Origin of the sequence: Thioclava pacifica DSM 10166 (genome assembly GCF_000714535.1) — a bacterium.
Lineage (GTDB): Bacteria > Pseudomonadota > Alphaproteobacteria > Rhodobacterales > Rhodobacteraceae > Thioclava > Thioclava pacifica.
In genome coordinates this window covers 518004-539774 of the sequence record NZ_AUND01000023.1, presented here as the reverse complement: position 1 = coordinate 539774, position 21771 = coordinate 518004, and the positions used below count along the sequence as shown (strand labels likewise).

22 protein-coding genes are annotated in these 21771 nt (G+C 63.7%); 11 read left to right on the top strand and 11 right to left on the bottom strand.

The annotated features are described in order from the left end of the window. Positions 1-7: 7 nt before the first annotated feature. From TP2_RS11890 to TP2_RS11855, 8 genes are all read right to left on the bottom strand, one after another. Positions 8-295: a hypothetical protein gene (locus TP2_RS11890; RefSeq protein WP_051692531.1), complete on the bottom strand. Its 288-nt coding sequence runs from the start codon at positions 293-295 to the stop codon at positions 8-10. Continuing rightward, a complete protein-coding gene (gene sdhA, locus TP2_RS11885) occupies positions 295-2100 on the bottom strand; it encodes a succinate dehydrogenase flavoprotein subunit (RefSeq protein ID WP_038077521.1) in 1806 nt (601 codons plus the stop codon). The genes TP2_RS11890 and sdhA overlap by 1 nt, the downstream gene beginning before the upstream one ends. 16 nt (positions 2101-2116) lie before the next feature. Beyond that, a complete protein-coding gene (gene sdhD / locus TP2_RS11880) occupies positions 2117-2509 on the bottom strand; it encodes a succinate dehydrogenase, hydrophobic membrane anchor protein (protein ID WP_038077518.1) in 393 nt (130 codons plus the stop codon). Between the two features lie 11 nt (positions 2510-2520). Beyond that, entirely contained in the window at positions 2521-2910 is a 390-nt protein-coding gene (gene sdhC / locus TP2_RS11875; protein ID WP_038077515.1) for a succinate dehydrogenase, cytochrome b556 subunit, read from the bottom strand. Positions 2911-3165: 255 nt separating this feature from the next. Continuing rightward, positions 3166-4200, bottom strand: coding sequence for a MaoC family dehydratase (locus tag TP2_RS11870; RefSeq protein WP_038077511.1), 1035 nt, complete (start codon positions 4198-4200; stop codon positions 3166-3168). Continuing rightward, a complete protein-coding gene (locus tag TP2_RS11865) occupies positions 4200-4406 on the bottom strand; it encodes a DUF1737 domain-containing protein (protein WP_038077508.1) in 207 nt (68 codons plus the stop codon). The genes TP2_RS11870 and TP2_RS11865 overlap by 1 nt, the downstream gene beginning before the upstream one ends. A gap of 1 nt (position 4407) precedes the next feature. Then, complete coding sequence (locus TP2_RS11860; protein ID WP_038077506.1) at positions 4408-4959, bottom strand: NnrU family protein; 552 nt, start codon at positions 4957-4959, stop codon at positions 4408-4410. Positions 4960-4971: 12 nt separating this feature from the next. Next, positions 4972-5832, bottom strand: coding sequence for an HpcH/HpaI aldolase/citrate lyase family protein (locus TP2_RS11855; protein WP_420804613.1), 861 nt, complete (start codon positions 5830-5832; stop codon positions 4972-4974). A 176-nt stretch (positions 5833-6008) separates the two neighbouring features. On the opposite strand from TP2_RS11855, the gene TP2_RS11850 reads away from it, so the two are divergent. Next, positions 6009-6335, top strand: a complete 327-nt coding sequence (locus TP2_RS11850; RefSeq protein ID WP_240473752.1) for a hypothetical protein — start codon at positions 6009-6011, stop codon at positions 6333-6335. On the opposite strand, the gene TP2_RS11845 is transcribed toward TP2_RS11850, so the two are convergent. After that, complete coding sequence (locus TP2_RS11845; protein ID WP_038077499.1) at positions 6332-7078, bottom strand: sulfite exporter TauE/SafE family protein; 747 nt, start codon at positions 7076-7078, stop codon at positions 6332-6334. The two genes, TP2_RS11850 and TP2_RS11845, sit on opposite strands and share 4 nt — an antisense overlap. Before the next feature lie 253 nt (positions 7079-7331). Here TP2_RS11845 and mdh point away from each other — a divergent pair, with 253 nt between their 5' ends. Next, positions 7332-8294: a malate dehydrogenase gene (gene mdh / locus TP2_RS11840; protein ID WP_038077498.1), complete on the top strand. Its 963-nt coding sequence runs from the start codon at positions 7332-7334 to the stop codon at positions 8292-8294. Between the two features lie 68 nt (positions 8295-8362). After that, positions 8363-9604 carry a hypothetical protein gene (locus TP2_RS11835; RefSeq protein WP_038077495.1) on the top strand — a complete coding sequence of 414 codons (1242 nt, stop codon included), beginning with the start codon at positions 8363-8365 and terminating at the stop codon, positions 9602-9604. Here the strand turns inward: TP2_RS11835 and TP2_RS18035 are convergent. Continuing rightward, a complete protein-coding gene (locus TP2_RS18035) occupies positions 9591-10655 on the bottom strand; it encodes a glycosyltransferase family 2 protein (protein ID WP_051692528.1) in 1065 nt (354 codons plus the stop codon). The two genes, TP2_RS11835 and TP2_RS18035, sit on opposite strands and share 14 nt — an antisense overlap. 236 nt (positions 10656-10891) lie before the next feature. On the opposite strand from TP2_RS18035, the gene sucC reads away from it, so the two are divergent. The 8 genes from sucC (at position 10892) to TP2_RS11790 (ending at position 21150) form a co-directional block, all read left to right on the top strand. Continuing rightward, positions 10892-12085: an ADP-forming succinate--CoA ligase subunit beta gene (sucC, locus tag TP2_RS11825; protein WP_038077493.1), complete on the top strand. Its 1194-nt coding sequence runs from the start codon at positions 10892-10894 to the stop codon at positions 12083-12085. Between the two features lie 5 nt (positions 12086-12090). Next, the gene (sucD, locus tag TP2_RS11820) at positions 12091-12978 is read left to right on the top strand and encodes a succinate--CoA ligase subunit alpha (protein WP_038077491.1); all 888 of its coding nucleotides are present in this window, start codon (positions 12091-12093) and stop codon (positions 12976-12978) included. A 67-nt stretch (positions 12979-13045) separates the two neighbouring features. Further along, positions 13046-13474, top strand: a complete 429-nt coding sequence (locus TP2_RS11815; protein ID WP_038077489.1) for a hypothetical protein — start codon at positions 13046-13048, stop codon at positions 13472-13474. Between the two features lie 201 nt (positions 13475-13675). Beyond that, positions 13676-16630 (top strand): 2-oxoglutarate dehydrogenase E1 component, encoded by a 2955-nt coding sequence (locus tag TP2_RS11810; RefSeq protein WP_038077486.1) that lies wholly within the window; start codon positions 13676-13678, stop codon positions 16628-16630. A 4-nt stretch (positions 16631-16634) separates the two neighbouring features. Then, positions 16635-18155, top strand: a complete 1521-nt coding sequence (gene odhB / locus TP2_RS11805) for a 2-oxoglutarate dehydrogenase complex dihydrolipoyllysine-residue succinyltransferase (RefSeq protein WP_038077485.1) — start codon at positions 16635-16637, stop codon at positions 18153-18155. Between the two features lie 109 nt (positions 18156-18264). After that, positions 18265-18657 (top strand): MAPEG family protein, encoded by a 393-nt coding sequence (locus TP2_RS11800; protein ID WP_038077483.1) that lies wholly within the window; start codon positions 18265-18267, stop codon positions 18655-18657. Positions 18658-18706: 49 nt separating this feature from the next. Continuing rightward, a complete protein-coding gene (gene lpdA, locus TP2_RS11795) occupies positions 18707-20095 on the top strand; it encodes a dihydrolipoyl dehydrogenase (RefSeq protein ID WP_038077480.1) in 1389 nt (462 codons plus the stop codon). Between the two features lie 212 nt (positions 20096-20307). Beyond that, positions 20308-21150, top strand: a complete 843-nt coding sequence (locus TP2_RS11790) for a tellurite resistance TerB family protein (RefSeq protein ID WP_084714208.1) — start codon at positions 20308-20310, stop codon at positions 21148-21150. 82 nt (positions 21151-21232) lie between these two features. On the opposite strand, the gene TP2_RS11785 is transcribed toward TP2_RS11790, so the two are convergent. Then, positions 21233-21736 (bottom strand): acyl-CoA thioesterase, encoded by a 504-nt coding sequence (locus TP2_RS11785; protein WP_038077475.1) that lies wholly within the window; start codon positions 21734-21736, stop codon positions 21233-21235. Between the last annotated feature and the right edge of the window lie 35 nt (positions 21737-21771).

Below are 21771 nucleotides of genomic sequence, written 5' to 3'. Positions count from 1 at the left end.
CTTTCCGTCAGTACGAATAGAGCGGCCGCGTGGGCATCCGGCCGGATTTTCTGTAAACGCAGGCGTTGTAGGCCTCTGAGGGATCGCCCTGAACCGTGACGCCGAGATTGAAGTCGAGTTCCATCTTGGAATGGAAACCCTCATTCGTGATGCCCATGCCCGCCGTGCCGGTGATCGGCGCTTTCGGGGCATATTGGGCGTAGCACTGGCGTTCGGCCTGTTCGACCGGAATTGGACCGCAGGCAGCGAGGCCGAACCCCGCCGCCATCAGCCCATATGCCGGTCCGAGGCGCATCAGTAGACCCGCTTCTTCGGCGCGATCTTCTTCAGCTCGATGCCGCCATCGGCTTCGGGCGTCAGCGGATCGAGATGGACCGCGCGGAAGGTGAGTTTCACCTCGTTGCCGTCCACATGCATGATCGAGTGCTTGCGCCAGTTCGCGTCGTCGCGATCCGGGTAATCCTCGTGCGCATGCGCACCGCGGCTTTCCTTGCGAGCCTCGGCGCCGACGATCGTCGCCAGCGCGTTCGGCATCAGGTTCTCGAGTTCGAGCGTTTCCATCAGGTCCGAGTTCCAGATCAGCGAGCGGTCGGTGACCTTGAGATCGTCGAGCTTGGAGGCCACGGCCTTCATCTTCTCGACACCCTCGGCCAGCGTCTTGTCGGTGCGGAACACCGCCGCGTCCGCCTGCATCGTGCGCTGCATCTCGAGGCGCAGCTCGGCCGTGGGCGTGCCGCCATCGGCGTAACGCACCTTGTCGAAACGGTCGAAGATCGCGTCGATCTTGGCCTTCGGGATGATCGGGTTGGAACTGTTCGGATCGACGATCTGACCGGCGCGGATCGCGGCAGCGCGGCCGAAGACCACGAGGTCGATCAGCGAGTTCGAGCCCAGACGGTTCGCACCATGCACCGAGGCCGAGCCCGCCTCGCCCACGGCCATCAGGCCAGGCACGATCGCGTCGGGGTTGTCGGCGGTCGGGTTGATGACCTCGCCATGATAGTTCGTCGGGATACCGCCCATGTTGTAGTGCACGGTCGGCAGAACCGGGATCGGTTCCTTGGTCACGTCGACGCCGGCGAAGATCTTCGCCGATTCCGAGATCCCCGGCAGACGCTCGGCCAGCGCTTCGGGCGGAAGGTGGCTGAGGTTGAGGAAGATGTGATCCTTGTGCTCGCCCACGCCGCGACCTTCGCGGATCTCCAGGGTCATGCAGCGCGAGACAACGTCACGCGAGGCCAGGTCCTTGTAGGTCGGCGCGTAGCGTTCCATGAAGCGTTCGCCTTCGGAGTTGGTCAGGTAACCACCCTCGCCGCGTGCGCCCTCGGTGATCAGACAGCCCGAGCCGTAGATGCCGGTCGGGTGGAACTGCACGAATTCCATGTCCTGCAGCGCGAGGCCAGCCCGCGCCACCATGCCGCCACCGTCGCCGGTGCAGGTATGGGCCGAGGTGGCCGAGAAGTAGGCGCGGCCGTAACCCCCGGTCGCAAGAACCACCATCTTCGCGTTGAAGACATGCATCGTGCCATCGTCGAGCTTCCAGCAGACGACGCCCTGGCACTGCCCGTCATCGGACATGATGAGGTCGATCGCGAAATACTCGATGTAGAACTCAGCGTTGTTCTTCAGCGACTGACCGTAGAGCGTGTGCAGGATCGCGTGGCCGGTGCGGTCGGCAGCGGCACAGGTACGCTGCACGGGCGGGCCTTCGCCGTATTCGGTGGTGTGGCCGCCGAAGGGACGCTGGTAGATCTTGCCCTCTTCGGTGCGCGAGAACGGCACGCCGTAATGCTCAAGCTCGTAGACGGCCTTGGGGGCTTCGCGCGCGAGATATTCCATCGCGTCGTTATCGCCGAGCCAGTCCGAGCCCTTGATCGTGTCATACATGTGCCACTGCCAGCTGTCCGGGCCCATGTTGCCCAGAGACGCGGCGATGCCGCCCTGTGCCGCAACCGTGTGCGAGCGGGTCGGGAAGACCTTGGTCACGCAGGCGGTGCGCAGGCCCTGTTCGGCCATGCCGAGCGTGGCACGCAGGCCCGAGCCACCGGCGCCGACCACGACCACGTCGTAATTGTGGGTTTCGTATTCGTATGCAGCCATTTGCCTCGTCCCGTTATCAGTTGCCCAGCAGAAGGCCGATGAAGACCATCTTGCCGAGTGCATAGAGTGCGGTCGCCATGATCACGTAAGCCAGCGAATGCATCGCGATCTTGAGCGCCTTGCCGGCGGTGCCGTGCACGTAGTCTTCGATCCAGACTTCGGTGCCCTTCGCGAAGTGCTGCATGCCGACGATCACGATCAGCGCGGTCAGGATCGCCGGGAAGGGGCTCGCGAAGGTGGCGATCACGGTCTGCTGGTCAGCGCCCAGCGTGGTGCCGACGATGTAGAGCCAGGTCGGGATCATGAAGGCAAGCGCCACGGCGGATGCCGACATCCACCAGTGATGCTCGGTACCGGTGCCCGAGGCACCTTTGCCAACGGCGCGTTTGCGGTCGGTGAGGTAACGCATCTCGGCCTCCGTTACAGATGAATGATGATGAGGGTCAGCGCGGTCAGCACGACCGAGCCGATGATGCAGACCCAGCCGAGCATCTCGGCGGTCTTGATGTCCATGTAGCGGCCGGTATCCCAGATCAGGTGCCGGATCCCGGCAAGGTAGTGATACCAGACGCCCAGCAGCGACAGGGTGAAGACCAGATCGCCGAACCACGAGGTCGCGATCGCGTTCACGAAGTCGAAATAGGCAGGGCTGGTCGCGGCAGCGAGCAGCCACCAGACGAGCAGCAGCACGCCGACGATGATCCCGTTGCCGGTGATCCGCGTCATGATCGACGAGAACGACGTCATCTGCGGGCGGTAGATTTGAAGATGCGGGGAAAGCGGGCGCTCAACCTGTTTCACTTCAGCCATGATCGGTCCCTTTGTTCGCTGGGCTCGACGCAAGCAGCGCCCCTGAGCGGGGTCCGGGCTTGCGCGGAGCTGGCCGGAATTGGGTTTGTTACTAACGTAATTTTCCCCCAAGTCACGCGCTCAGAGCATGAAAAGCTGAGATTTGCGGTCAAACAGGGGTGAAAAATTCGCTTTGTGATCACATAAATTCTGAGCGTGATCACATGTTACCGCTCGCGGAGACCGCTGTCCCCGCGAGTGAGTCTCCCGCCGCGATCAGATCGGCATCAGTGCCCAGTAATCGAGATCGAGCAGCACTTCGGGGAGGTATTTTCCGTCTTCGCCCTTATAGGCGAACTCGCTCGCACCCTGTTTGGTGGCGACCAGCCGCAGCCGGATCGCCCCGACGCCGGGCACGCCGGTCTCGGCGCGGTCGAGCACTTCCGACCAGGCCTTGACGGTATCGCCCGAGAAGCAAGGATTGGCATGGGCGCCGCCATTGAGCGCCACGATCATTTGCGCGTTCGCCAGCCCGTTGAACGAGAGCGCGCGGGCCATCGAGATCACATGGCCGCCATAGATCAGACGTTGACCGTCTTCACGGAAGGTCGCATCGAAATGCACCTTGGCGGTGTTCTGCCAAAGGCGCGTGGCGATCATGTGCTCGGCTTCCTCGATCGTCACGCCGTCCACATGGTCGATCTTCTCGCCGATCTCGTAATCGCCCCAGCGATGCGGCTCGCCCGCGAGGTCGAAATCATAGCCCTCGAAGGTCAGCCCTTCCGGGATCACAAGATCTTCGGGGGAAACGACCTTCGCCAGATCGGGCAGCACGGTCTCGGGCGCGGGCGCATCAAAGTCGCCTTTGCGCACCATCACCCAGCGCACATATTCCAGCACGACCTCATCCATCTGGTTGAGACCGCGGGTTCGGACATAGACCACCCCGGATTTGCCGTTCGAGTTCTGCTTGACCCCGATCACCTCGCTTTCCGAGCGCAGCGTATCGCCCGGATAGACCGGCTTGATCCAGCGCCCCTCGGCGTAACCGAGGTTCGCCACCGCATTGAGTGAGACATCCGGCACCGTCTTGCCGAAGACGACGTGGAAGGCGATCAGATCGTCGAGCGGCGAGCCCTCGAGCCCGCAGGCAGCCGCGAACTCGTCCGAGGAATAGAGCGCGTGACGTGCCGGATAGAGCGCGTGATAGAGCGCGCGCTCCCCTTCCGCGACAGTGCGCGGCACGGCGTGGCGGATCACATCGCCCACCTTGTAATCCTCGAAGAAACGGCCCGGATTGGTCTTGCCCATCATTGCTCTCCCAGCTTCATGTCGGGGTGATATTCGCCCGCGATTTCCTTTGTGACGGCCTGCGCGCAACGCATCACGCCCTTTTCGGCGTCAAAGGCGTATTGAGGCTCGCCATACAGCGCCCAGCCCTTCGACAGCGCGAGGCTGACCTTGTGGCAAAAGGCCGAGGTGTCGTCTTCGGTGAGCAAGCGATAGATCAGCGCCATATCACGCCCCGAAGACCGGGTAGCCGAACCAGTAGTGGATGCCCGCGATCGCGCCATAGAGGATCAGCGTGCCGACGATCCCGCCGATCTCCTTGCCGATATTGACCTGCGGATTGGGTTTGGCGGGCTTCGACTGCTTGTTGATCAGGATCACCTCCAGCACGGCCCAAGCCAGAAGACCGCCGAACAGGATGATCCCCGGCAGGTTCGGATTGACCAGCAAATGCGCCAGCGCCCAGGTCTTCACCCCGGTCAGCTGCGGGTGACGGATCTTGCCGCTGAGCCACAGTTTCATGCCCGAGACCGCGAACAGGTACACTGCGAACAGCATCAGCAGGTTGTTGATCCCCTTGAGCGCGGCGTTCGGCGTCCAGAGGTAGAAAACCGGATCGGCGGCGCGCCAGCCGATGAACATCAGTACGACGCTGATCAAAACGAGTGCGGCGACCATCGGACGCTCGGCCCCTTTGAGCGCGCGCCGGAAGCCCGGAAAGATCCGTTTTGCCAGATGTGCCAGCGACCAGATCAGGACGCCGAGGATGAGAAGTGCCATTGCGAGTGCCTCTTAGCTGCCAAGCGCGGCAATCGCCTCCGCCTTGGCGAGGATCTGCCGCGCGGTGACGATATGCAGATTCTCGACGATCTTACCATCCACGACCGCAACCCCCTGCCCGGCGGCCTCGGCTTCCTCGAAGGCAGCGATCTGACGCTTGGCGAGGTCAATCTCGGCCTCCGACGGTGCAAAAGCCGCATTGCAGACCGCGAGCTGCGCGGGGTGAATCAGCGTCTTGCCGTCAAATCCCATGTCGCGGCCCTGATCGCATTCGACCTTCAGCCCTTCGTCATCCTTGAACGCGTTATAGACGCCATCGACGATGATCTTGCCATGCGCCTTCGCGGCCAGCAGGCACAGACCCAGCCCGGCCTGCATCGGCAGCCGGTCGGGGCGGAAGCGGCTCTGGAGTTCCTTGGCGAGGTCATTGGTGCCCATCACCATGCCCTCAAGGCGCGGATGCGCTGCGATCAGGTTCGCGTTGAGCATGCCCAGCGCGGTTTCCATCATCGCCCAGAGAGGGACATCGGGGATCATCCGCGCGACCGCATCGAGATCGGCGGGCGTCGAGACTTTCGGGATCAGGATCGCGTCGACCTTGGCGCCGTCCTTGATCGCACGCGCAAAGGTCGCGATATCCTCGGCGCCCCATTTCGTGTCGAGCCCGTTAATGCGCACGATTTTCATCCGCGAGCCGTAATCGGCGCCTGCCAGCGTCATCGCGAGCAACGAGCGGGCATGCTCTTTCTCTTCGATCGCCACGGCATCCTCGAGATCGAAGATGATCGCATCACAGGCCAGCCCCTGCGCCTTTTCCAGCGCACGCTCTTTTGAGCCGGGGATGTAGAGCACGGAACGGGTCGGGCGGGCCATTTGATTCTCCATCTCGCAATTTTCTTTCGCCAGATCGCACAAACGGGACAGAATCGGCAAGACTTGATTTGCCGCATCGCAGAAAAAGCGCTGCGTCGCAGGGGGGCGAGCTGCGCGGCGGCGCGGGGTGTTAACCGTATTTTCGCACCTTGTGGCGCAGGCTCGGGGCTTCGGTGATGAAAGGGCGCGTTATGCTGCACAAGATGATTGGCCTCTCTCTCGGCTTCGTCCTGGTGATCGCCCTTGCGCAACGTGCTCCGGCGGAAACCGCCGCCTGCGGCTTGCGCGCCGATCTCGTGGCACAGCTCCAGACCCGCTATTTCGAGACCCGCCGCGCCATCGCCTTGGCCGAAAACAATGCCGTTTTGGAAATCTTCGCCTCCGAAAGCGGGAGCTGGACGATACTCGTCACGCGCGCGAGCGGGCAAAGCTGCCTGATCGCCTCGGGCGAAGCCTTCGAGACGCTTGCTGAAACCCTGCCCCGTCAGGACACTGCGCTCTAGGTGGAAATCGACTGCTGGATCAGCTTGAGCGAGATCAGAAGCAGCGCCCAAATCACTGCCTTATAGAAGATCTCGGTCGGCATCCGCTTCACCAGCCAGACGCCCAGGAACACCGCCCCCGACGCCGGAACCGCGAGAATCATCGCCGTGCCCAGCGAATGCCAGTTCACCTCGCCCAGCGCGATGTAGGGCCCGAGCTTGGCAAGGTTCACATAGGAAAACAGCACCGTCGCCGTGCCGGCGAAGACCTGCTTGGGCAGGTTGAGCGGGATCGTGTAGGCTTGATAGGGCGGTGCGCCGGAATGGCTGACGAAGCTGGTGACCCCCGCGATCGTCCCCCAGAACAGCCCCGGAGCGACCTTAGCCTCCTGCCGCGCGCCGGGACGATGCCGAAACAGCGCATTGAGCGCGAACAGTGCGCCGATCACGCCCACCATCAGGGTCACCCAGCGCTCGGGCACGACTTCCGCCGTGGCCCAGCCGATACCAATCCCGATCGTCGTGGCCGGCACCATGATCGCGAGCACGCGCCGATCGAACTCCTTGCGATAGGCCCAGAGGCCGAACATGTCCGCGACGATATAGACCGGAAGCAAGAGCCCCGCGGCCGCGACCGGATCCATCACCATCGCCAGCACTGGAACCGAGATCGAGGCCGCCATGGGAATGCCGCCCTTGGACAGGCCGACCATCACGGCGGCCAGAAGCGCCAAGGCCCAACCCGTCACACCCAGTTCCAGCATGAAACGTCCTCCTCCCGGTCGAGAATCGCCCCCCGCGACCGTCGTCCCTGAGTTGCACGGGGGCGGGTCGAAGGAAACAACAGCCCCGCACAGAGTCTGTGTGCCGGAAGGCGAAGCATCCCGTTTTCGGCATACATTTGCATACATTTTTCGCTTACGAGCCCCGCCGCAGCGCAGCACCCTTGCCCTTTGGGAACCAAAGAGCTAGTTGAACCGCGTCAGATTTACCCAATCCACCCACCCGGAGGACCAAATGGCCAGACCCAAGATCGCCCTTATCGGCGCCGGTCAGATCGGCGGCACGCTCGCCCATCTCGCCGCCATCAAGGAACTCGGCGACGTCGTGATGTTCGACATCGCCGAAGGCACGCCGCAAGGCAAAGCCCTCGACATCGCGGAATCGGGCCCCTCCGAAGGCTTCGACGGCACCTTCAAAGGGACCAACGATTACGCCGATATCGCGGGCGCCGATGTCTGCATCGTCACCGCTGGCGTTCCGCGCAAGCCGGGCATGAGCCGCGATGACCTGCTGGGCATCAACCTCAAGGTCATGAAATCGGTCGGCGAAGGCATTGCCGCCCACGCCCCGAACGCATTTGTGATCTGCATCACCAACCCGCTCGACGCGATGGTCTGGGCGCTTCAGCAATTCTCGGGCCTTCCGGCCGAGAAAGTCGTCGGCATGGCCGGCGTGCTGGACTCCGCGCGCTTCCGTCACTTCCTGTCGGTCGAATTCGGCGTCTCGATGCGCGATGTCACGGCCTTCGTGCTTGGCGGCCACGGTGACACGATGGTTCCGCTTGCCCGTTACTCGACCGTTGGCGGCATCCCGCTGCCCGACCTGGTCGAAATGGGCTGGACCACCCAGGAGAAGCTCGACGCGATCATCCAGCGCACCCGTGACGGCGGCGCCGAGATCGTTGGCCTGCTGAAGACCGGTTCGGCCTTCTACGCTCCGGCCACCTCGGCGATCGAAATGGCGGAAGCCTACCTGAAAGACCAGAAGCGCGTTCTGCCCTGCGCGGCTTACGTCAAAGGCGCGCTCGGACTCGACGGTCTCTATGTCGGCGTGCCGACCGTGATCGGCGCCGGCGGCATCGAGAAGGTCATCGACATCAAGCTCAACAAGGACGAGCAGGCGATGTTCGACAACTCGGTCAACGCGGTGAAGGGCCTCGTGGAAGCCTGCAAAGGCATCGACAGCACCCTCGCTTGATCGAAATTCAAGCCTGATCCAGACTTGGGGCGTGCCTTCGGGCGCGCCCTTTTGCTTTGGAGAGTGCCATGCGTCGCCTGATCCTGCCTGCCCTTCTCGCCCTGATGCCTGTTTTCGTCAGCGCACAGGAAAGCACTCCGAAACTGCCGCAGGCCCCTGCCCCCGCCGCCGATCCGATCTCCACCGAGATCGTCGCGAAAGGGCTCGGCCCGGTTCTGGCCGCGCTCAAAGCGCGCCCCGATCCCGAACCAAAAGAGCGGTTCGCTATCGCCGGGCTCGAGTTCCTGTCGGGCATCGAGAGCACCCTGCGCTGGCAGGCGCAGGTCGGGGGCGCGCGCTTCCTGATGCCGTTCCTCGGCAATGTTCCGGGCGGCTTCACACCCAAGACCGAACAGCTCCCCCCCGATGCGATCAACCGCCAGAGCGAGGACCTGCTCGCCAGGATGGGCAATGTGACCGCGTCGCTTGACGGGCTCGCCGAGGGGCCGGAATTCGGGCTTGCGATCAATCTCGACGATCTCTGGTTCGACCTGAACGGCGATCAGATGCGCCAGCCGGGCGAGAGTGCGGTACCGTTGCTCGCTGGCGTCTTCATGCCGCGCGCGCCCTCCGGTTCCGCCGAGGTCACCCGAATCGTGCAGTTCGACAATGCCGATGCGGCCTGGCTCATGGCCTATGCCCATATGGTTTCAGGGAGTTCGGAACTGGTGCTCGCCTTCGATCCGGAACCCGCGATCGCGAAGGTGCTCGGCACCTATGCCCGCATCAAGGACGCGCGACAAAAGGCAATGCAGGACGGCGGCGTCGATATGCCTCTTGCGGGACCCTTCGACAGTTTCATCGACCCTTTCGCGGCGTTGCTCGACACCCTGCGCCATCAGCCCGATCCCACCCGCACCCGCGCCGCGCGCGATCACTGGCTCGAAATGATCGCGCAGAACCGGATCTTCTGGAAATTGCTCGATCAGGAAAGCGACAATCAGGCGGAATGGATTCCGAACGACCGCCAGGTACAGGCCCTCGGCGTCGACTTCCCGGACGGTCTGGGCGTGGTCTGGCTGGGGGTGCTCGACGATGGCGAGGCGCTGCTGACCGGCAAGCGCACCGCTCCGTTCTGGCGCGCGCCGATCGGAATCGATATCGGGGCGTGGTTCGAGAGCCCTGCCCCGCTCGACCTGACCGGGGTCGTGCAAGGCTGGTCACTCGAGCCCTATTTCTCCGACGCGCCCCTGGTCGACCCAGACAATTGGGCGAGGTTCGTCAATCTCGTCGGCGGTCGCACCGGGTTGATGATGTTCACGCTGAACTGACGAGCGGTTCCGGGTCGAAGCCGAACACATCGTGCAGACGCCCGATCAGCTCCGCCTCGTGGCGGATCAGCGCGCGATCGAAGCCTGCGGGACTCAGATCGACCGCATCGCCAAAAAGCGCGCGAGTCTCCTCGGCGATGTCCACCTGCGGGCGGATCAACAGATCATGCTCCGCAAGTTCCTCGGCCTCGTAATCGCGCACACCCTGCACATCCCACCATAGACGCATCAGCTCATGCGGGTCTTCGGCGCGCAAGGCCGCCTCGTTGAACTGTGCCGTGCGCGAATTGACATAGGGCACCGGCTGCCCTTTCACCTTGGTCGTCACCCGGCGCAGCATCTTGAGCAGAAAATGCAGCGGCGTGAGCCCGTCGAAATGCATCAGCCGTGCGTTATAGCTGGGCCGGTAAGGCAGATCGTTGATCGTGCTGTCCCAGTGACTGAGCGGGAAATGCACCCCGATCGCATAGCCGCGCCCCGAGCGCACCACCGGCTTGCCCGCGACATGTCCCGCGAGCCCCTTGTGCAGGTAACGCGCACGCAGACCGTAGAAGAGCAGCCCTTCCTCCGCGAAATCGTCCCAGCGCCGCCGGAAGGCGCCCGCGAAGATATCTGCGCCCGGCGTCTTGCCCAGATAACAGCGCTCGTCCACCTCGAGCCGCAGCCAGGCCTTCTGCTCGCCGGTCTTGGCGAGCTCCCATTCGAGCGGGCGCACGAGGCTCACGAATTCATCCGCATCGCAATGGATAAGCCAGTCGAGATCGGTCTCTGCGAGGGTGCGGGTCGCGTTGTATTTCTGTCGGCCCTGATGGCGCTCGGGCCGCTTCTTGCGCCAGCCGCGCGCCCAGCCATCCTCGCCCGAATGATGCACGAAGACGCCCTCGACCCCGCCGATCAGTGCCTCTGCTTCGGGATTGGGCCGGTCGAAGAACACGTGAACCTCGTTCGCCCCGATCGCGCGATGATGTGCGACATAGGCTGCGACGAGGGCTGCGGGCTCGTCCACGGTGGCCACGACGCCCCAGCGCGGCATCTCTTCACTCTGCGTCATGCGCCTGTCATGCTTCGACTGTTCCTTTCCCGCACCTGACTCGATTTTCGCGAGTCGTGCCAGTGCCCCGATGCCACAGTGCAGCATTTTGCCATTTGTGATCACACATTTTGAGCCTGTGATCACATATGTCGTTTTTTCCGCCCGAGCGAGGCGAAATGTCGCGATTTCGGTTTGTCCGAAGGCCCAAACCGCCTAGAACCCCTGCAAATCGCACCAGCATGGGGTATCCAAGGATGAATATCCACGAATATCAGGCCAAACAGCTTCTCAAGAGCTATGGCGCTCCGGTCTCTGACGGCCGCGTCGTTCTCAAGGCTGAAGAAGCCAAAACCGCCGCGAGCGAGCTCGACGGTCCGCTCTGGGTCGTCAAGGCGCAGATCCACGCCGGCGGCCGCGGCAAGGGCCACTTCAAGGAGCCCGAAGCGGGTGAGAAGGGTGGCGTTCGCCTCGCCAAGTCGGTCGAAGAGGCCGAAACGCTGGCCAAGCAGATGCTCGGCAAGACGCTGGTGACGCACCAGACCGGCCCGGCGGGCAAGCAGGTCAACCGCATCTACATCGAAGATGGCTCCGACATCTCGCGCGAACTGTATCTCGCGCTGCTCGTCGACCGCGTGACCTCGCGCGTCTCGATCGTTGCCTCGACCGAAGGCGGCATGGATATCGAAGAAGTCGCGGCAAACACGCCCGAGAAAATCCTGAGCTTCTCGATCGACCCGGCCACCGGCTATCAGGCCTTCCACGGCCGCCGCGTCGCTTTCGCCCTCGGGCTCGAAGGCCCGCAGGTCAAGCAGATGGTTGCGCTTCTGTCGAACCTCTACCGTGCCTTCGTCGAGAAAGACATGGAGATGCTCGAGATCAACCCGCTGATCGTGATGACCGACGGCAACCTCAAGGTTCTCGACGCCAAGCTCGGCTTCGACGGCAACGCCGTCTACCGCCACTCGGACATCGCCGCCCTGCGCGACGAGACCGAAGAGGACCCGAAAGAACTCGAAGCCTCGAAATACGACCTCAACTACATCGCGCTCGATGGTGAGATCGGCTGCATGGTGAACGGCGCGGGTCTCGCGATGGCCACGATGGACATCATCAAGCTCTACGGCGCCGAGCCCGCGAACTTTCTTGACGTTGGCGGTGGCGCCACGAAAGAGAAAGTGACCGAAGCGTTCAAGATCATCACCTCGGACAAGAACGTCAAAGGCATCCTCGTGAACATCTTCGGCGGCATCATGCGCTGCGACATCATCGCCGAGGGCGTGATCGCCGCGGTGAAAGAAGTCGGCCTACAGGTTCCGCTGGTTGTCCGTCTCGAAGGCACCAACGTCGAAAAGGGCAAGGAAATCATCGCGACTTCCGGCCTGAACGTCATCGCCGCCGACAACCTGTCGGATGGCGCAGAAAAAATCGTCAAAGCGGTGAAGGGCTAAGTATCATGGCAGTTCTCGTCAACGAAAACACCAAAGTCATCTGTCAGGGCTTCACCGGCTCGCAGGGCACGTTCCACTCGGAACAGGCAATCGCTTACGGCACCAAGATGGTCGGCGGCGTGACCCCGGGCAAAGGCGGCCAGAAGCACCTGGACCTGCCGGTCTTCAACTCGGTGCACGAAGCCAAGGCCGTGACCGAAGCGAATGCGACCGTGATCTACGTGCCCCCGCCGTTTGCGGCCGACTCGATCCTCGAAGCGATCGACGCGGAAATGGAACTGATCGTCTGCATCACCGAGGGGATCCCGGTCCTCGACATGATGAAGGTCAAGCGCGCGCTGATCGACTCCAAATCGCGCCTGATCGGCCCGAACTGCCCCGGTGTCATCACGCCGGACGCCTGCAAGATCGGCATCATGCCCGGCCACATCCACAAGCGTGGCTCGGTCGGCGTCGTGTCGCGCTCGGGCACGCTGACCTATGAGGCCGTGAAGCAGACCACCGATATGGGTCTGGGCCAGTCCTCGGCCGTCGGCATCGGCGGTGACCCGATCAAGGGCACCGAGCATATCGACGTGCTCGACATGTTCCTCGACGATCCGGAAACGCAGTCGATCATCATGATCGGTGAAATCGGTGGCTCCGCGGAAGAAGAAGCCGCGGAATTCCTCGCCGAGCAGCGCAAGAAGGGCCGCTGGAAGCCGACCGCTGGCTTCATCGCCGGCCGCACGGCCCCTCCGGGCCGCCGCATGGGCCATGCCGGCGCGATCGTCGCGGGCGGCAAGGGTGACGCGGAAAGCAAGATCGAGGCCATGAAATCGGCCGGGATCGTGGTTGCCGACAGCCCCGCCACGCTCGGCGAAGCCGTGATGAAGGCGATCAAGGGCGAATAAGCCCCTTTAAACAGGAAGCGGAGCCGCGTTCGCGCGGCTCCGGTCTTACGAGGAAAGGACCGGACCCATGCTGCTGCGACAGGCACGGCGCATCACCTGCCCGCTTACGGGGCTGGTCGTTTGCGCCCTGCTGGCAGGGTGCATGGAGAGCCGGTCCGCCTCGGTCGGCCCCGGTGGCACGCTCGCGCCCGCAGGCGCGCAGGCTTCCGATCTGACCGCACATTCCCCTGCCCCTGACGTGCCGCGCGACGAGCGCTCACATGGCATGTTCCAGTCGCTGACCGGCATCAATGGCGATGCGGTTGCCGCCGTTCAGCTCAGCTCGAAACCCGCCTATGTCTGGTTCGATCCGGTCGCTGCAAAGCCCGGCACCGTCGATCAGGCACCGACGCGGATCTGCGCGAAGCGCGGAAGCCTCGTTGAAAACTCCTACATCACGCGTCCGGAGGACAACGCTCCGGGCGTGCAGGTGCTTGTCGTGGAGTGCCTGTCATGATGAGCCCCGCGCAGAGCAGAAACCCCGCCATGCCGCGTACCGCTAACAGCCAGTTTCTCCCGATGGCGCCTGCCAGCCCCCTTGCGATCGCGCAAGGCGGCAACCACGTGACACCCGATATCGCACCCCCGCCCACTCAAGCGGCCCATCCCTGACCGGACCGCCACACAGTTTGATGTTCACCGCACCGAGGTGAGGAAAATGACAGACCAATCCCCCAACGACCAGTTCAATGCCTCGCAGTTCCTGCAAGGCGCGAATGCCGAGTACGTGGAGCAGCTCTACGCGAAGTTCGCCGAGGATCCCTCCTCGGTCGACACCGCCTGGGCCGCCTTCTTCGCTTCGCTTGGCGATCCTGATCAGGATGTGAAGAAATCCGCTTCGGGCGCGAGCTGGGAACGCGTGGACTGGCCGCCGGTCGCCGCCGATGACCTCACCGCCGCGCTGACCGGCGAATGGCCCGTGATGGCCGAGGGCAAGGCCGCCGGCGAGAAGATCAAGAAGAAAGCCGCCGAGGCTGGCATCGCAGTCGATGAGACCGCCGTCAAACGCGCGGTGCTCGACTCGATCCGCGCGCTGATGATCATCCGCGCCTACCGGATCCGGGGTCACCTGAACGCCGATCTCGATCCGCTGGGCATGCGTGAGCACGAGCATCACCCCGAGCTCGATCCCAAGAGCTACGGCTTCACCGATGCCGACATGGATCGCCCGATCTTCATCGACAACGTGCTCGGCCTCGAGGTCGCCTCGATGCGCCAGATCATGGACATCGTGAAGCGCACCTATTGCGGCACCTTCGCGCTGCAATACATGCATATCTCCGACCCCGAGCAATCGTCCTGGCTGAAAGAGCGGATCGAAGGCTACGGCAAGGAGATCACCTTCACCAAGACCGGCCGCCGCGCGATCCTCAACAAGCTGGTCGAGGCGGAAGGCTTCGAGAAATTCCTGCACGTCAAATATATGGGCACCAAGCGTTTCGGCCTTGATGGCGGCGAAGCGCTGATCCCCGCGATGGAGCAGATCATCAAGCGCGGCGGTCAGCTGGGCCTTGAGGAAGTCGTGGTCGGCATGCCCCACCGCGGTCGTCTCTCGGTGCTCGCCAACGTGCTGCAAAAGCCCTATCGCGCGATCTTCCACGAATTCCAGGGCGGCTCGTTCAAGCCCGAGGACGTGGACGGTTCGGGCGACGTGAAGTATCACCTCGGCGCCTCGGCCGACCGTGAGTTCGACGGCAACAAGGTGCACCTGTCGCTGACGGCGAACCCCTCGCACCTCGAAGCGGTCAACCCCGTCGCGCTCGGCAAGGTCCGCGCCAAGCAAGATCAGCTCTCCGATCAGGAGCACCGCACCAAGGTTCTCTCGGTGCTGCTGCATGGCGATGCGGCTTTCGCGGGCCAGGGTGTCGTGGCCGAGTGTTTCCAGCTCTCGGGTATCCGCGGCCACCGCACGGGTGGCACGATCCACATCGTCGTGAACAACCAGATCGGCTTCACCACCGCGCCGCACTTCTCGCGCAGCTCGCCCTACCCGACCGACATCGCCCTGATGGTGGAAGCCCCGATCTTCCACGTGAACGGCGATGATCCGGAGGCCGTCGTGCACGCGGCCCGCGTCGCGATCGAGTTCCGCCAGAAGTTCCACAAGGACGTGGTCATCGACATCTTCTGCTACCGCCGCTTCGGTCACAACGAGGGCGACGAGCCGATGTTCACCAACCCGGTGATGTACAAGTCGATCAAGACCCACAAGACGACGCTCCAGCTCTACACCGAGCGTCTGGTGGCCGACGGGCTGATCCCGGAAGGCGAGATCGAGGACATGAAGGCCGCCTTCCAGTCCCACCTGAACGAAGAGTTCGAAGCGGGCAAGGTCTTCAAGCCGAACAAGGCCGACTGGCTCGATGGCCGTTGGTCGGGCATGGAGCAGGAGAAGGGCGAATACGAGCCCGGCACCACCGCGATCGCGCCCGATACGTTCCAGGAAGTCGGCAAGGCGCTCGTGACCGCGCCTGACGGCTTCGCGATGCACAAGACCGTCGCGCGTCTGCTCGAGAACAAGAAGCAGATGTTCGAGACCGGTACCGGCTTCGACTGGGCCACAGCCGAGGCACTGGCTTTCGGCTCGCTGGTGACCGAGGGTTACCCGGTGCGCCTGTCGGGTCAGGATGCGACCCGCGGCACCTTCTCGCAGCGCCACTCGGCCTTCATCGATCAGAACACCGAAGATCGCTACTACCCGCTCAACAACATCCGTGAGGGGCAGGCGCGCTACGAAGTGATCGACTCGATGCTGTCGGAATACGCGGTGCTCGGGTTTGAGTACGGCTACTCGCTGGCGGAACCCAAGGCGCTCACGCTCTGGGAAGCCCAGTTCGGCGATTTCGCCAACGGCGCGCAGATCATGTTCGACCAGTTCATCAACTCGGGCGAGCGCAAGTGGCTGCGCATGTCGGGCCTCGTCTGCCTGCTGCCGCATGGCTTCGAAGGTCAGGGCCCCGAGCACAGCTCGGCGCGTCTTGAGCGCTTCCTGCAACTCTCGGCGGAAGACAACTGGATCGTCGCGAACTGCTCGACGCCGGCAAACTACTTCCACATCCTGCGTCGTCAGATCCATCGCGACTTCCGCAAGCCGCTGATCCTGATGACGCCGAAATCGCTGCTGCGTCACCCCAAATGCGTCTCGAAGGCCGAGGAGTTCACCACCGGCTCCACCTTCCACCGCGTACTCTGGGACGATGCCGAAATGGGCAATTCGGATCTCAAGCTGAAATCCGATGACCAGATCAAGCGCGTCGTGATCTCCTCGGGCAAGGTCTATTACGACCTGCTCGCGCAGCGCGACGAGCGTGGCCTCGACGATGTCTACCTGCTGCGTCTCGAACAGTTCTATCCGTTCCCCGCGCAGGCGATGACGAAGGAGCTCACGCGCTTCAAGGATGCCGAGATCGTCTGGTGCCAGGAAGAGCCCAAGAACCAGGGCGCCTGGACCTTCGTCGAGCCCTATATCGAATGGGTTCTGGCCAAGATCGACGCGAAACATGGACGTGCGCGCTATACCGGCCGCGCGGCCTCGGCCTCGCCCGCAACGGGTCTGGCCAGCCGCCACAAGGCCGAGCAGGACGCGCTCGTCAACGATGCACTGGAGGGTTGAACCGATGTCCACTGAAGTCCGCGTTCCCACGCTCGGCGAGAGCGTCACGGAAGCCACCGTCGCCACCTGGTTCAAGAAGCCGGGCGATGCGGTCGCCGCCGACGAGATGCTCTGCGAGCTCGAAACCGACAAGGTGACGGTCGAGGTGCCCTCGCCCGCCGCCGGTACGCTCGGCGAGATCGTTGCCGCCGAAGGCGAGACGGTGGGCGTGTCCGCCCTTCTCGCCACGATCGAAGAAGCGGGAGCCGCAGCTGCCGCTCCGAAGAAAGATGACAAACCGGCGGCTGAAACCGCCCAACCCCAATCGAATGAGGGAAAGATGGTCGATGTGATGGTGCCCAGCCTTGGTGAATCGGTCACCGAGGCAACGGTTTCGACGTGGTTCAAGAAGGTCGGCGACACGGTCGCGGCCGACGAGATGCTCTGCGAGCTCGAGACCGACAAGGTCTCGGTCGAGGTTCCTGCCCCCGCTGCGGGCGTGCTGACCGAAATCGTCGCTGCAGAAGGCACGACCGTCGACGCCTCGGCCAAGCTCGCCGTGATCTCCGAGGGTGCCTCGGCAGGGGCCGCAGCCCCCGCGGCCGCCGCTCCGGCTGAAGCCGCTCCGGCATCGGCTGGCGGCAAGGACGTGGAAGATGCGCCCTCGGCCAAGAAGCTGATGGCCGAAAAGGGCATCGACCCGGCCTCGGTTCAGGGCTCGGGCAAGGATGGCCGGATCATGAAGGAAGACGTGGCCAAGGCCGCCGAAGCCCCGAAACCCGCGACCGTCTCCGTGGCTCCGGCCCCGGCGCAGGCCCCGCGCGGTCCGGTCAATGCCGATGATGCCAGCCGCGAAGAGCGCGTGAAGATGACCCGCCTGCGTGCGACCATCGCCAAGCGCCTCAAGGACAGCCAGAACACCGCCGCGATGCTGACCACCTATAACGAGGTGGACATGTCGGGCGTGATGAACCTGCGCAACGAGTACAAGACCCTCTTCGAGAAAAAGCACGGCGTGAAGCTCGGCTTCATGTCCTTCTTCGTGAAGGCCTGCTGCCACGCGCTCAAGGAAGTGCCGGAAGTCAACGCCGAGATCGACGGCAACGAGATCGTCTACAAGAACTACGTCCATATGGGCGTGGCTGTGGGCACGCCGAACGGCCTCGTCGTGCCGGTCGTACGCGATGCCGACCAGCTGAGCTTCGCCACGATCGAGAAGCAGATCGCGGAATACGGTGCACGTGCGCGTGACGGCAAGCTCTCGATGGCCGAAATGCAGGGCGGTTCCTTCACCATCTCGAACGGCGGCGTCTACGGCTCGCTGATGTCCTCGCCGATCCTCAACCCGCCGCAATCGGGCATCCTCGGCATGCACAAGATCCAGGAGCGCCCGATGGTCGAGAACGGCCAGATCGTCATCAAGCCGATGATGTATCTCGCGCTGAGCTACGACCACCGCATCGTCGACGGCAAAGGCGCCGTGACCTTCCTGGTGCGCGTCAAGGAAGCGCTGGAAGACCCGCGCCGCCTGCTGATGGATCTGTAAAGACAGGAGCGAAGGCGGCCTCCCTGCCCCTTCTTCTTGATCCAAATATCTCCGGGGGGTCCGGGGGGCAGGCAGCCCCCCGGTCCGCCTTCTCCACCGGGAGCGCCCCATGACCCCCGAACTCACCACCCTCGCCCTTGCCCTGCTCCTGCATCTCGGCCTGATGGTCGCCTACTCGATCAAGGCCAATCGCGAGCTGGGCACGCGCTACCCGCTGTCGCCGCGCGACAAGACCGCGCCGGAGATGTCCCCCGTTCTGGGCCGGCTCCAGCGCACGGTGAACAACTCCTTCGAGGGGCTGACCCTGTTCACCCCGGCGGTGCTGATCGTAGCGCTCTCGGGACAGGCAAATCAGGCCACGGCGGGCGCGGCGGCCTGCTTCCTGATCGCGCGTATCCTCTACATCCCGGCCTATCTGATGGGGCTCGTGCCCTGGCGCTCGCTCGTCTGGGGCTTTTCGTTTTTCGCAATCCTGGCGCTGGTCGTGGCCGCGCTGATCTGAACACCCGCGCGGGTCTCCGCGCGCTAAAGACTTCTAAGGAGCAAGACCAATGGCAGACTATGATGTGATCGTGATCGGCGGCGGCCCGGGCGGCTATGTCTGCGCCATCCGCTGCGCGCAGCTGGGCCTCAAGACGGCCTGTGTCGAGGGCCGCGAGACCCTGGGCGGCACCTGCCTCAACGTGGGCTGCATCCCCTCGAAAGCTCTGCTGCACGCCACCCACGAGCTGCACGAGGCCGAGCACAACTTCGCCAAGATGGGCCTGAAGGGCAAATCCCCCTCGGTCGACTGGAAGCAGATGCAGGCCTACAAGCAGGAGGTCATCGACGGCAACACCAAGGGCATCGAGTTCCTGTTCAAGAAGAACAAGATCGACTGGCTCAAGGGCTGGGGCTCGATCCCGGCGGCCGGTCAGGTGAAGGTCGGCGACGAGGTCCATAACGCGAAGAACATCGTGATCGCGACCGGCTCCGAGCCCGCCTCGCTGCCCGGCATCGAGATCGACGAGAAGACCGTCGTGACCTCGACCGGCGCGCTGTCGCTCGGCAAGATCCCGAAGTCGATGGTGGTGATCGGCGCGGGTGTCATCGGCCTCGAGATGGGCTCGGTCTATGCCCGCCTCGGCGCGGAAGTGACCGTCGTGGAATATCTCGATGCGATCACGCCCGGCATGGATGGCGAAGTCGCCCGCAACTTCCAGAAGATCCTGTCCAAGCAGGGCCTCAAATTCGTCCTTGGCGCGGCCGTTCAGGGCGTCGAGGTGAAGGGCGGCAAGGCCACGGTGAAATACCAGCTGCGCAAGGATGAGAGCGAAGCCACGCTCGAGGCCGAGACCGTGCTCGTCGCGACCGGCCGCAAGCCCTACACGGACGGGCTGGGGCTCGAGGGCGTGGGCGTCGAGATGCTGCCGCGCGGCCAGATCAAGACCGACGCGCATTGGGCGACCAATGTGACGGGCATCTATGCGATCGGCGATGCGATCGTCGGCCCGATGCTGGCGCATAAGGCCGAAGACGAGGGCATGGCGGTGGCCGAGGTGCTCGCCGGCAAGCATGGCCATGTCAATTACGACGTGATCCCCGGCGTGATCTACACCACCCCCGAGGTCGCCTCGGTGGGCCAGACCGAAGAGGCGCTCAAGCAGGAAGGCCGCGCCTACAAGGTCGGCAAGTTCTCCTTCATGGGCAATGCGCGCGCCAAGGCCGTGTTCCAGGGCGAGGGCTTCGTGAAGCTGATCGCGGACAAGGAAACCGACCGCGTGCTCGGCTGCCACATCATCGGCCCCGGCGCGGGCGACCTGATCCACGAGATCTGCGTGGCGATGGAGTTCGGCGCCTCGGCGCAGGACGTGGCGCTGACCTGCCACGCCCACCCGACCTTCTCGGAAGCCGTGCGCGAAGCCGCACTGGCCTGCGGCGACGGCGCGATCCACGCCTGATCCCCCTTCTGGGAAACGAGAACCGAAAGGCGGCCTACGGGCCGCCTTTTGCGTCTCATAGCCGAGCCAATCCTGTGCACGGCCCCGTGATCGGCCACACGCCCGCAACAATCGCCGGATTCTGGCCGCATTTTGGTCCAGAACGACAACCATATTGGAAACCGCACGCAGCGCATTCTGCGCGCTTCTTTCACTTGGTTTCGGAGGCGATCATGCTGTCCAGAACACTTTCGGCGCTCTTGTTGCTGGTCCCACTGACCACCGGCGCATCCCAAGCAACAGCAGGCACGGGCCTGAGCGATACGCCCATACTCGAATTCATCGCGCCTACGCGCCTGCCTGCACCAAATGGCAACGGCACGATGGCCTTTTGCGCGCTCAAGACCGAGACGAGCCTCTTCGGCTTGCCCGTCTGGTACTCCCCCAAAGGCTACGCGCTCGCCGCGAACCGCTGCACGGCCACGCGGTTCGACGCGCTGAGTTCGGACAAGGTTCTCGCCGGTCAGATCGCGCAGGTCTTCCCGGAAAACCTGCCGGATGTGCCGCCTCTGACGCTGGTGCAGAAATTGACAGGCTATGTATCCTACGCGTTGGCGGCTGTTCTGCTGTTGCTCGTTCTACGCAGTCTGTTCCGCCTGCGTAGTGGCGCGAAGACCCGCGGCGCTGGCCCGCGTGAACTTTCGCTACTGGCGCGACGGATCATCGAAGTCGCCGCGAGCACCGCTATGGCCGATGGCGCGCTCACCGACGAAGATCTGACGCGGATTGCCGATGTCACGGCCCGTGTCACGGGCGAGCCCTGCGATCCGGCCGACATCGTCGACATCGCCGGAAAGGCGCGTGGCACGGTCAAAACGAAGGATTTCAAATCCTTCGCGAAAGGGCTCGACACTCAAAGCAAGGAACAGGTTTTGCGTGCCGCGATGATGGTCGCGATGGCGGACCGCTCGTTCCGGCAGACCAAGATCGCCTTCATCGCCCAGCTCTCCAAGGCCTTCAATATCTCGCCCGAGCGTCGCACCGCACTGCTGCATGGCTCTGCCGTACCTGCGTGACGCCATAGGTTCAGGCAGCGAAAAGGGCGGCCCCGAGGCCGCCCTTTTCGCTTGGAAAAACGATTTGCAGATGCCCTGAGGCTCAATCCTCGTCGTGATCGGCCGCCGCCGCCAGTTTCGCGGCGAATTCCCGGCGCAGCTCGCGGCGCAGTTCGGCCGCGCGCCAGCGGTGCTTTTCTTCCTTCGTCGCTGGTTGCAGCTTCGGCACCTCGGCGGGTTTGCCGCCCTCGTCCACCGCGACCATGGTGAAATAGCAGCTATTGGTGTGCCGCCGCGTGCCCGCCGTGATGTTCTCGGCCTCGACGCGGATGCCGATCTCCATCGAGGTGCGTCCGGTATGGTTCACGCTGGCGCGAAACGTCACCAGCTCGCCCACATGAATCGGCTGCTGGAAGGTCACCTGATCGACCGAGAGCGTCACCGCGTAGCGCTGCGAATAGCGCGAGGCGAGCGAGAAAGCGACCCGGTCGAGCCAGTTCAACAGCGCACCGCCATGAACCTTGCCCGAGAAATTCGCCTGATCGGGCGTCATCAGCACGGTCATCACGAGGCGCTTGCGGTCCTCGAAGCTCAGCGTTTCGGTCATGGATGTCCCTCGTTACTTTCGCGCGATTTGGCCCG

What these genes read in the sequence shown, in the direction of transcription:
- TP2_RS11890 (WP_051692531.1), bottom strand. Translation starts at nt 295, where the DNA reads ATGCGCCTCGGACCGGCATATGGGCTGATGGCGGCGGGGTTCGGCCTC.
- sdhA (WP_038077521.1), bottom strand. Translation starts at nt 2,100, where the DNA reads ATGGCTGCATACGAATACGAAACCCACAATTACGACGTGGTCGTGGTC.
- sdhD (WP_038077518.1), bottom strand. Translation starts at nt 2,509, where the DNA reads ATGCGTTACCTCACCGACCGCAAACGCGCCGTTGGCAAAGGTGCCTCG.
- sdhC (WP_038077515.1), bottom strand. Translation starts at nt 2,910, where the DNA reads ATGGCTGAAGTGAAACAGGTTGAGCGCCCGCTTTCCCCGCATCTTCAA.
- TP2_RS11870 (WP_038077511.1), bottom strand. Translation starts at nt 4,200, where the DNA reads ATGGGCAAGACCAATCCGGGCCGTTTCTTCGAGGATTACAAGGTGGGC.
- TP2_RS11865 (WP_038077508.1), bottom strand. Translation starts at nt 4,406, where the DNA reads ATGGCGCTGATCTATCGCTTGCTCACCGAAGACGACACCTCGGCCTTT.
- TP2_RS11860 (WP_038077506.1), bottom strand. Translation starts at nt 4,959, where the DNA reads ATGGCACTTCTCATCCTCGGCGTCCTGATCTGGTCGCTGGCACATCTG.
- TP2_RS11855 (WP_420804613.1), bottom strand. Translation starts at nt 5,832, where the DNA reads ATGGCCCGCCCGACCCGTTCCGTGCTCTACATCCCCGGCTCAAAAGAG.
- TP2_RS11850 (WP_240473752.1), top strand. Translation starts at nt 6,009, where the DNA reads ATGAAAGGGCGCGTTATGCTGCACAAGATGATTGGCCTCTCTCTCGGC.
- TP2_RS11845 (WP_038077499.1), bottom strand. Translation starts at nt 7,078, where the DNA reads ATGCTGGAACTGGGTGTGACGGGTTGGGCCTTGGCGCTTCTGGCCGCC.
- mdh (WP_038077498.1), top strand. Translation starts at nt 7,332, where the DNA reads ATGGCCAGACCCAAGATCGCCCTTATCGGCGCCGGTCAGATCGGCGGC.
- TP2_RS11835 (WP_038077495.1), top strand. Translation starts at nt 8,363, where the DNA reads ATGCGTCGCCTGATCCTGCCTGCCCTTCTCGCCCTGATGCCTGTTTTC.
- TP2_RS18035 (WP_051692528.1), bottom strand. Translation starts at nt 10,655, where the DNA reads ATGACGCAGAGTGAAGAGATGCCGCGCTGGGGCGTCGTGGCCACCGTG.
- sucC (WP_038077493.1), top strand. Translation starts at nt 10,892, where the DNA reads ATGAATATCCACGAATATCAGGCCAAACAGCTTCTCAAGAGCTATGGC.
- sucD (WP_038077491.1), top strand. Translation starts at nt 12,091, where the DNA reads ATGGCAGTTCTCGTCAACGAAAACACCAAAGTCATCTGTCAGGGCTTC.
- TP2_RS11815 (WP_038077489.1), top strand. Translation starts at nt 13,046, where the DNA reads ATGCTGCTGCGACAGGCACGGCGCATCACCTGCCCGCTTACGGGGCTG.
- TP2_RS11810 (WP_038077486.1), top strand. Translation starts at nt 13,676, where the DNA reads ATGACAGACCAATCCCCCAACGACCAGTTCAATGCCTCGCAGTTCCTG.
- odhB (WP_038077485.1), top strand. Translation starts at nt 16,635, where the DNA reads ATGTCCACTGAAGTCCGCGTTCCCACGCTCGGCGAGAGCGTCACGGAA.
- TP2_RS11800 (WP_038077483.1), top strand. Translation starts at nt 18,265, where the DNA reads ATGACCCCCGAACTCACCACCCTCGCCCTTGCCCTGCTCCTGCATCTC.
- lpdA (WP_038077480.1), top strand. Translation starts at nt 18,707, where the DNA reads ATGGCAGACTATGATGTGATCGTGATCGGCGGCGGCCCGGGCGGCTAT.
- TP2_RS11790 (WP_084714208.1), top strand. Translation starts at nt 20,308, where the DNA reads ATGCTGTCCAGAACACTTTCGGCGCTCTTGTTGCTGGTCCCACTGACC.
- TP2_RS11785 (WP_038077475.1), bottom strand. Translation starts at nt 21,736, where the DNA reads ATGACCGAAACGCTGAGCTTCGAGGACCGCAAGCGCCTCGTGATGACC.